Source organism: Nostoc sp. CHAB 5836 (genome assembly GCF_020829445.1).
In the GTDB taxonomy this organism is placed as follows: Bacteria; Cyanobacteriota; Cyanobacteriia; order Cyanobacteriales; family Nostocaceae; genus Nostoc.
On sequence record NZ_JAIVFV010000136.1, the window covers coordinates 1 to 9,691 of the forward strand.

At 40.9% G+C, this 9,691-nt stretch carries 6 protein-coding genes and 1 pseudogene; 2 read left to right on the forward strand and 5 right to left on the reverse strand.

Features of this window, described 5'->3' with window-relative positions; all coding sequences use genetic code 11:
• Positions 1-113: 113 nt before the first annotated feature.
• From LC605_RS23060 to LC605_RS23070, 3 genes are all read right to left on the reverse strand, one after another.
• The gene (locus LC605_RS23060; protein WP_229549848.1) at positions 114-2,063 is read right to left on the reverse strand and encodes a dynamin family protein; all 1,950 of its coding nucleotides are present in this window, start codon (positions 2,061-2,063) and stop codon (positions 114-116) included.
• Positions 2,064-2,623: 560 nt separating this feature from the next.
• A complete protein-coding gene (locus LC605_RS23065; RefSeq protein ID WP_229549857.1) occupies positions 2,624-4,705 on the reverse strand; it encodes a dynamin family protein in 2,082 nt (693 codons plus the stop codon).
• Positions 4,706-4,721: 16 nt separating this feature from the next.
• On the reverse strand, positions 4,722-5,036 hold the full coding sequence (locus LC605_RS23070) for a DUF3040 domain-containing protein (protein ID WP_229549849.1): 315 nt from the start codon (positions 5,034-5,036) through the stop codon (positions 4,722-4,724).
• Between the two features lie 284 nt (positions 5,037-5,320).
• Between LC605_RS23070 and LC605_RS23075 the strand changes: the two genes are divergently transcribed.
• Both LC605_RS23075 and LC605_RS23080 read left to right on the forward strand, forming a co-directional pair.
• Positions 5,321-5,905 (forward strand): Uma2 family endonuclease, encoded by a 585-nt coding sequence (locus LC605_RS23075; protein WP_229549850.1) that lies wholly within the window; start codon positions 5,321-5,323, stop codon positions 5,903-5,905.
• A 329-nt stretch (positions 5,906-6,234) separates the two neighbouring features.
• A complete protein-coding gene (locus LC605_RS23080) occupies positions 6,235-7,209 on the forward strand; it encodes a cysteine synthase A (RefSeq protein ID WP_229549851.1) in 975 nt (324 codons plus the stop codon).
• Positions 7,210-7,618: 409 nt separating this feature from the next.
• Here LC605_RS23080 and LC605_RS23085 read toward each other — a convergent pair whose 3' ends face one another.
• Positions 7,619-8,884 (reverse strand): hypothetical protein, encoded by a 1,266-nt coding sequence (locus LC605_RS23085; RefSeq protein ID WP_229549852.1) that lies wholly within the window; start codon positions 8,882-8,884, stop codon positions 7,619-7,621.
• Positions 8,885-9,119: 235 nt separating this feature from the next.
• Positions 9,120-9,691: pseudogene (locus LC605_RS23090) on the reverse strand (hypothetical protein); the annotation flags it as partial.

Here is a 9,691-nt window from a genome sequence, read left to right on the forward strand (position 1 = left end):
ACTGTTCCCAGGTCAGATTGCTACGGTATGCTTTAGTCATTCGCTCACAGGGTGCTGGTTTCTACAAAATTCAGCATACGCCTTGTGAGCTTTCTTACACTAGCCCCCCACTTTTAAAACATCCTCTTAGGGCTACGCATCTCTGCTTTCATTCGCGCTATTTCCTCATTGAGTTCCCAATCACGAAATTTCGCCTCCACCTCTTCTTTTTGCCCAGAGGGAGAAGCTTTTGGCGGTGGTGATTGAGAAACAGATTCTACCCTTGTTGCAGTATTCTCTTGTTGTTGCTTGACACCAGTATCTTTTGGATAACTTTGAACTCTATTTGGTTGTGGCGAATATTTTCTATTAGTGTTGCTGTATTTGGGTATTTCTTTATAAGGTTGATGAGTGGAGAGAATTTTGACTTTTTCTAACTCTCGTAACAACTGATTAAAACCCTTTTGTAATTGCTGCAATTTTTCCCGTTTATTAGTAATATCTAGTGGTTCTTGACTGAATTCAAAACAAATTACTTTTTCGGCTTGCTGTTCATACTCAGTCAGAATTGATAACCCTTGACTGCTGAAATTAGATAAATAATCTTCAATTGCAGTTATACAAAGTTTAGCAACTTCCTGATGATAAGATTCCTTTGCTAACTGTTCGTCTTGCTTTTGGATACTCTTGTTTAGCAAATAAGAAATACTCCCGACCACAGCAGCACCCACTGGGCCGCCTAATAACCAACCAATACCACCACCAACAGCAATAGAACCAGGTTCACTTAAATCATCACTACTGCTTGACTTTGAGGGTAGTGTTACTTGTGGTTGGCTAGGAAAGGGAATTAAAAAATCTTGTGGTCGTTCTTCTTGGAAAAATTCGTAAGCTTGATAAAGCCATTTAACTACAGCAAATTGCAACTGAGTCAGGTCTTTTTTCAGAGTATTTGTTTGCCAAACTTTAAAATTATTCTCTGCCAATGCAACTGCTGCATCAGCTTGATATTTAGTGAGTAAGTTGGGTAATGCTAGCCAATCGCGTAACTCTCCCAGGCTAGTCGTGAAACCTTTATAAATTAAGTTAGCTGCTTTTTGTTTGATTTCAATTTTAGTATTTTGTTTATCGTCAAAGGATTTTATTTCAATAGCAATCGGGTCAATTTGAGCTTTTAATGAGAGTTGGATTTGAGAAGCGATCGCTTGCAATCTTGGCAAACGCACACTACCACGATTTGGTTGCAAAATCCCCACAATATTTTGCAAAGCTGTTTCAAAAGCCGCTAAACCGCTACTATTAGCAGCAGCAACATCGCCTTTTAATCTGGCTCTTAAAGCAGGTAAAGCATCAACGCGATATAAATTACTAAAACCCGGAGGTAATTCAGATCGAAAGCTTTCCGCAACAAACAGCAGGCGATTTTGGACTTGTTTTTGTTCGTCGGGTTCAAGTAAGTTGAGAAAATTTGCAACAAATATAACTGTTTTAATCCCGCGTTCTAATAGCCAATCTCGTAAATTTTCTCGCTCACCTAAAGTCATTAATTTCCGTGCATCTAATAATTGTATAACTATATCTGCACTTAAAACTTGTTCTCTAACTAAATTATCTTGTTCATCTCGATCATTAGTTCCCGGTAAATCGATAAATTCTACACCTGTTTCCAAAAAGGGATGCGGGCAAAAAACTTCCACAGATGCTACATCTTTTCGCATCTGCCTATTGCCATCAAGAATTGCAAATTGCTGTAAAATTTCTGTGCCAGTGCGATAGATTTCTGTCCCATCTACCAACATGATGCGAGTGCGCACATCAGAGCCATATTTGACAGTAATCGCCGCGCCTGTAGTCGGAATTAAATCAATTGGTAAGGTGCGGTTCCCCAGCATGGCATTTAGTAAGGTAGACTTCCCATGATTAAAAGGGCCAAATACCGCAATGCGAAAACTAGGATTAACGAGATGATTGCAAATGGTAATTATCTCTTGATGCAGTTGCGATTTTTGTTCTAAATTCAGGAATGCAGATGCAGATTTGAGAGAATCTACTAAATCATTATAACCTTCATACTGTTGTTGCATATTTCCTCGTTCCCAGGCTCTGCCTCATATTATTATATTATTTATACTAGGCATAATTAAACATCCAATAAAATCCTAGTTTGTAGTGAGCGATTCATCGCTCATATAGGACTAGTATTTGATTTTTGAAATACACGTAGGGGAAGTCGTTTGGTGAAGTGTTTTGATACCTACAATAGGACTTTTCAAACATCTTCTTAGACGAAAGTACGACACCACACGCTTGGAATGGTGGGTTACGCTCTGCTAACACACTCTACAAGAGTACTGAGATTTTTTCAGAAATCAAATATGATTCCTATAGCACAATACGGTTCACAAAAGTGCTGAAACTCTTTTTTTTACGAACCACAGAGGCGCAGAGAACACAGAGAGAAGAGAGAAGGAGGAAATGCTTAACCCAAGTGTATTGTTCTATAGCAAAGTTTATTAGGACTAAAGTCCTGACTACAAACTTTAGTTTATTTATGTTTAGCTACTTCTGGTTATGGAAGGCTCCGCTTTCCTATAGGCATTCCCAGCTAGAACTGGGAACGAGAGTACAAGAGTAATAAGCTATATTAGCTATAATAAGCTAATAAATTGCTGTACGCTGCTTCGATTTTTTGCAACTGAGCTATTACATCTTCTTGTAAGTTTTTTAAACGGTTGAACTCACTTTCACGATTTATTTCGCGGGTTTGCTTCTGCTTGACTAGATTATCTAATTCAGATTTGCGAGATACAATATCATCGTTAATTCGCTTGCTTACTTCTCTTTCATAAGAGTCAAAACACTCTTTCACAGCATTGTATACAACCTGAGATTGCTCCTGTGCTACTTGGGGTAGATGTTTAACTAACTCTTTTTTTGCCGTTTTAACTAACTCTTTACGCGCTTGATCTGCTTGCAAAAATCCTACTCCTAAACCCAGCAGTGCAAACCCGATGGGGCCAAGAAAAATCCCTGTCACTGCTGTAATTATCCCGCCAATACCAATTACAGTGAAGTAGTTTAACAAGACATTTTTCCAATCAAATCCAGCCCCAGCTAGTGCGAAACCAGCAAGATTTCCCTCAGACAGTGATAACAATCCCATAGCCCATTTTGCCCAAGCGGGAGAGTTATCTTCTTCAGCAGCAGTAGTGGTATTTACCTTTACGTCTTGTCCGGTGAGCTTTTCTGTAATTTGGTCTGTGATTTGATTGTAAGACGCCCCAAATTGTGCAGCACTGCGAGAAAGTTTTTTAAACGCTGCATTGATATCTTTTTCAGCAGTTAATGTCCAAGCAGCAGATTTGTCAGTGATGTATTGCTCAAAGGCTTTTTGCAGTGCAATGTTAAATGCTTCTCGTTTACCACTACTAAGAAAATCAAACAAATTTAATTCCGGCTGATAGCGTAAGAAATCGGTTTCAAAGGTGTTACCTAAGTTTAAAACGTAGCTACGAAAAGATTCGGAAATCGTTCTTGCTTGAGTGTCTCTGGTATTGATAATTTGTTTTTGGAATTCATCTCGAATACCTGTGAGTTTGTTAAACTCAGGTTCTACTGAATCAATCCGTTTTTTTAATTCATTTACATCTTGGTCAAGTAATGGTATGCGTCTAGCAACTGCTTCGCGGGTATGATTAGAGGCAAGTCTAGCTAAAGTTCTGACTTGACGGAGTTCTGCGATCGCCCGTTCTCTGGTAAGAAAAGTATTAAGCGCTTCCATAAACTTCGGAAACCCAGTCCCCTCTAAATCAGCTTGAGGGTTCTTCAAGCGTCGTCTGAGGGCTTGAATTGACGAAAGCTCAAATACCCGTTCGTCATAAATATTCTGACCCTCTACAGTACAATATTCTGCTAAATTCGCGTTAAATACTTGCCTTAATCTATCCTCAGATGCTTTTAATTCTTCGACATCATCAGGATCAATCAATGATTCCCGCACTTGATCCCAAGCATTAACTAAAAAGAAAACCGTCAATCCTCGACCTTTGATATAATTTTCTAGGTAGCGACGCTCACCCAAGGTACAAGGTTGAGAAGCTCTCATCACAAACAAAATTGCATGGCAATTATTTACATAACCCAAAGATAATTCGTTTCGCGCTTCTGTATCATTCAATCCTGGACTATCGACAATTTCAATTCCCTTTTGTAGTAGCGTTAAGGGATACTCAACTACTGCATAATCAACATCAGGAAAGGCTTGTTTGTTCTCCTGCTCTAGTTTTTTAGCTTCAGCCGGATCAATGATATATTTATATTTAAAGTTCTGAAAATCTAGCTGTTGAGGAATTTTACCATCATTAAAATGAATAGTAACTTTCTTTTCTGGGCCATAGCGTAAAACTGTTAACACTGCTGTACAAGGGTTAACATCGCTCGGTAATAAGTTTTCCCCAATTAAGGCATTGAGAAATGTACTTTTTCCCCGTTTCATATCGCCCAATACTAAAAGGCGAAATACACCTTGGCTGAGGTTTTTACTAGCGACTGTAATATCTTCAATATCTCGCTGTAAACTGAGTTTTCCTGATGAAGAATCTCCAGCCAACTCAGCTTGATTAATGGTTTCAGCTAGTTTACTCAAACATACAGACATCTGCGATCGCACTTGAGCAACCTGCTCTAAATCTTGGATAAATCTATCAGTTGCTACTTGATCACTCATCATATTTACACCTTAATTAAAGATTGGTTTTTTTAGATTCCAAAAATAATTTGTAAGACATCCATCCCAACGCACCAACAATAATAAACCCAGCCAACACTGAGGCTATTCTCACTGCAACTAGCGCTACCACACCAAGAGCAAACAGCTTTCCACCCAAAATCGCTTTTTTCACCCAAGGTTTCTGGGAATTTTCTGGCTGATGCTTCACAGTTTGATGAAAAGCCGCATCGGTAGCATGGATGTTACTTTCCATTTCCCGGAGTCGCAATTCAACTTCTCGTTCTCGTAGTAAACGTTCCTGGAGTTCAAGTTCTTTTTCAGATGTCATCAGTATCCACCCCGTCTAAGACAAAGAAAAGATGTCCGTATTCACTTATGAATCATGCTGTATCCTAACTTACTTAAATATTTGACAACCCCAGTAAAATTACTATTTTAATTTTCAAAGGAGAGAGACTTTGAATTTTCCCCCTTCCCGTTTCGGGAAGGGGGTAGGGGGTTAGGTCAATCCTTAGCTTTTCCACATGACGTGAAAAGTCAGAAACAATTACTTGCGTGAGAATAAGAAATACAAGCCAGTCGGGTAGACAGCAAAACCTAGAGGAAATCATTATGTTTTCATCCCCTTTAGTTGTGCAAATTCCTTCCTCAATGCAAATGACAGACGAGCAGTTTTTTGACTTTTGTCAGGTTAATCGTGAATTACGCATTGAGCGGAATCAATTTGGAGAAATATCAATTATGCCCCCCACAGGTTCCGAGACAGGTAATCGCAATTTCAACGTAGCTGGTCAGTTGTATGTTTGGGCAGAAAAAGACGGTACAGGTATTTGTTTTGACTCCAGCACAGGATTTAAGCTATCAACGGGTGCAGAGCGTTCGCCAGATGCTTCCTGGATTAAACTGGAAAGGTGGAATACTCTCTCAGCAGAACAACAGCAAAGATTTGCCCCCATCTGTCCAGATTTTATAGTTGAACTGCGATCGCCTTCTGATAACCTCAAACCCTTGAAGGAGAAAATGGAGGAATATATGAAGGAGCCATTGGTACAGCTAGGCTTGTTAATTGACCGCAAGCATCGCCGAGTCTATATTTATCGTCCTGGTGTACCAGAAGAATGTCTGGAAAATCCCGCGACTGTTAGCGGTGAATCGGTATTACCTGGATTTATTTTGAATTTGAATAAAATTTGGTAAGTAGAGCGACGCAAATAAAGCTAACTGGTGAAGGCTGTCATTTGTCATTTGTCCTTAGTCATTTATAAGGGTTTCAGGTGTATTTACGTTTCGTAATATAGTTTAATTTATTGTTGCCGACTTACTTAGAAGCAAATAGACATAGAGTGAAAAAGAATTGTTTTGACGTAGCAGTGCGAATCTAGAGACGTAGCAGTGCCAATGTAGAGACGTAGCACTGCTACGTCTCTACAAGGGTTCTGGGTAAGGCATATTTAATTTATAAGATAAGAAAGAAATGCTTAACTGAACTGTATTGCACTATAGATACTCACACAGGTATAGTCAAAATGGATATTAAAAATGGCTTTGTCGGCGCTGTTGGTAACACACCTCTGATTCGCTTAAACAGCTTCAGTGAAGAAACAGGGTGTGAAATCCTTGCTAAGGCTGAATTTCTCAATCCTGGCGGTTCCGTCAAAGACCGCGCCGCACTTTACATCATCGAAGACGCCCAAAAGAAAGGTTTACTCAAACCCGGTGGCACTGTTGTAGAAGGAACTGCTGGTAATACTGGCATTGGACTAGCACATATTTGCAACGCCAAAGGCTACAAATGCCTAATTATTATTCCCGATACTCAGTCACAAGAAAAAATAGACGCACTGACAGCATTAGGCGCAGAAGTCCGTCGCGTTCCTGCCGTACCCTACAAAAACCCAAATAACTATGTCAAGCTATCTGGCAGAGTTGCTGCTGAGTTAGAAAACGCTATTTGGGCGAATCAGTTTGATAACTTAGCCAACCGCCGCGCCCACTACGAAACCACGGGGCCGGAAATTTGGAAACAGACAGATGGTAAAATAGATGGATGGACAGCGGCAACTGGTACTGGTGGTACTTTTGCTGGTGTGGCGTTGTACTTAAAGGAACAAAATCCGGCGATTAAATGCGTTGTTGCCGATCCTTTGGGTAGTGGACTTTATAGCTATGTCAAAACCGGCAAAATCCATATAGAAGGAAATTCCATCACCGAAGGCATTGGCAATAGTCGTGTCACAGCCAATATGGAAGGCGCACCTGCTGATGATGCCATCCAAATCCATGACCAAGAAGCTTTACGGGTAGTTTACCAACTGCTGAGGAAAGATGGTTTGTTAATGGGTGGTTCAACGGGCATTAATGTTGGCGCAGCTGTTGCCCTAGCGAAGCAGTTGGGCCCAGGACATACCATTGTCACCATTTTATGTGATAGTGGTTCCCGGTATCAGTCGCGGATATTCAACCCTGAATGGCTAGCCTCAAAAGGACTTTCAATAGATTAGATCATGTCCGAAAAAGAATTGTTTTGACGTAGCACTGCTACGTCTCTACAAGGGTTCTGGGTAACGCATATAGTACTAGTATTTGATTTTTGAAATATACGTAGGGTGTGTTAGCGAAGTGTAACGCACCCACCATCTCAAGCTTTTGGTGCGTTACGGCTTACGCCTAACACACCCTACAAATATTTAGATTTTTTCAGAAATCAAATATGATTCCTATATTTAATTTCACCAGATGTCTATTAGAGGATGCCATGCTAAACCACCCCTTTTAAGTAGGTCGGCGTAAATAATTATCGTTGGGATAACGCAGGGGGCAGGGAGCTATTAGCTGGGGGAAAGAGAGTTTGAGCTTTGTTTACTTTTCTTTACACAGTTTGGTTTTATTATGCCGACTTACTTACCATCCTTAAATATATTGTTTTTTGAATACTGACAACAGCAAACATACAAGTCCTATTATTACCAGCGACACTGAAGAAGTAGGTTCTGGGACAGACTGAGGGTTTTGCAGAGGTTGATAATCAATCACATTATCTGGAATTTGGCTGATTGATGCCAAAAGTTGCTCAATATCCTTGAAATGATTAGTGTCATTAATCCCGTCACTTCTAGAAGAGATGAGTCGGTTAAAAGTCTGGCTACTTGATGCGTCAAAATTTCCTGTTAACTCAGTAAAATCTTTACCTATATTACCTATAAGGGAGTCAATAAGATTATTAGCACCAGTCCTGATCCCTTGTGGAAATAACTCTAAAATGATGGGGTTATTGATGTTTCCAATGGTTGTGTTGTCACTATCCACTAGCCAATTGCCATTACCAATAACTGTATTTCCACTTGTAAAAACCCAGTTACCATTACCAATAATTGTGTTATTACCACCGAAGTCCCAATTACCATTGCCGATAGTTGCATTATTACTTCTGAAGTGCCAATTACCATTGCCTAGCGTTGCATTATTATTTCCGTTGTCCCAATACCAGTTACCTGTACCAAGGGTTGTGTTATCTCTTCCAAATAGCCAGTTGCCATTACCAATAGTTGCGTTGTCATTATTAAAGTTCCAGTTTCCATTCCCAATGGTGGCGCTGTTGCTGCCATAATCCGAGTTAAAGTTCCCAATGGTTGCGTTGTTACTACCAAAGTTTCTGTTGCCATTACCAACAGGTGCGTTGTCTTTATTAAAGGGTGGGCTACCAGTACTAGTAATAGAGTTACGACTAACAGCATTAGATGTATTGCCACTATTACCAAAGGGTATATTATTACCAAGGACTTCTCTCAAAGGATCGAAAGGCGATTGTTGAAGCAGACTTCCAGCACCTGCTATAGGACTACCATTGCTAGGAAAAGGGTTAATATTGCCAGTGGCAATGGAATTGCCATTGTTTAGAAACGGGTTACTTCCACCTGCTAATGTCTTGTCAGTATTTTGGAAAAAGTTTTCACCGAGAATTAACTTCAAGCGATCAAAGATTAATTGCTGAAGCTGACTACCACCACCGCCAGCAAAGGGGTTGACACCGCCACCTGGAATGGGACTGTTACCTGTTAACAAACTGCCTTCAGCATACAAACTGCTACTGGTAGCAAAGGAACTACTGCTATAGAGGTTGCGATCGCCAGGGGCACTAAAGGGGTTAACCCCACCATTGACAGCAGACGCTTCCATTGCTACTAATTCTCCTATTTTTAGTTAAAAGATTTTGGCGTGTTAGTGGAGTCGATGAGAGATATTATCCTCTCATTGACTCCACTAAGAACTTATCATTGTTCCCAAAATTTTAAGCCTGTCGCTACTAAGTATACGTCACCAGAAATCAGTTGTGGAATTAACTTTCGGAGATCTCTATTGGAAGAGTGCGATCGCAATTTTGATTTCCGACCTCTTTTTGCGGTGACGTGTACTAAGCGAACGGAATACCACCGCCTCCAAATGATGGAATACCACCGCCTCCAAATGACGGAATACCACCTCCTCCAAATGATGGAGTGCCGCTACCTCCAAATGATGGAGTGCCGCTACCTCCAAATGATGGAATACCACCACCTCCAAATGACGGCATACCACCGCCTCCAAATGATGGAATACCACCACCTCCAAATGATGGAGTGCCGCTACCTGCAAATGACGGCATACCACCGCCTCCAAATGACGGCATACCACCGCCTCCAGATGATGGGATGCCGCTATCTTTAAGCCTTGAGTTAACTAGGTTATCAATACTAGCCCTCAAACCGAATCCGTCAGGTATCTCGGTTGTGTTAATAGTACTGCCCTGGCTGCTAACGCCAGTCAAAGTGTCTTTTGCATCAGCCCGGTTCCCACCGCCTGCGAATGGATTTTGACCACCAGTCAAAGTGTCTTTTGCATCAGCCCGGTTCCCACCGCCTGCGAATGGATTTTGACCACCAGTCAAAGTGTCTTTTGCATCAGCCCGGTTCCCACCGCCTGCGAATGGATTTTGACCACCAGTCA

What these genes read in the sequence shown, in the direction of transcription:
- LC605_RS23080 (WP_229549851.1), top strand. Translation starts at nt 6,235, where the DNA reads ATGGATATTAAAAATGGCTTTGTCGGCGCTGTTGGTAACACACCTCTG.
- LC605_RS23060 (WP_229549848.1), bottom strand. Translation starts at nt 2,063, where the DNA reads ATGCAACAACAGTATGAAGGTTATAATGATTTAGTAGATTCTCTCAAA.
- LC605_RS23065 (WP_229549857.1), bottom strand. Translation starts at nt 4,705, where the DNA reads ATGAGTGATCAAGTAGCAACTGATAGATTTATCCAAGATTTAGAGCAG.
- LC605_RS23070 (WP_229549849.1), bottom strand. Translation starts at nt 5,036, where the DNA reads ATGACATCTGAAAAAGAACTTGAACTCCAGGAACGTTTACTACGAGAA.
- LC605_RS23075 (WP_229549850.1), top strand. Translation starts at nt 5,321, where the DNA reads ATGTTTTCATCCCCTTTAGTTGTGCAAATTCCTTCCTCAATGCAAATG.
- LC605_RS23085 (WP_229549852.1), bottom strand. Translation starts at nt 8,884, where the DNA reads ATGGAAGCGTCTGCTGTCAATGGTGGGGTTAACCCCTTTAGTGCCCCT.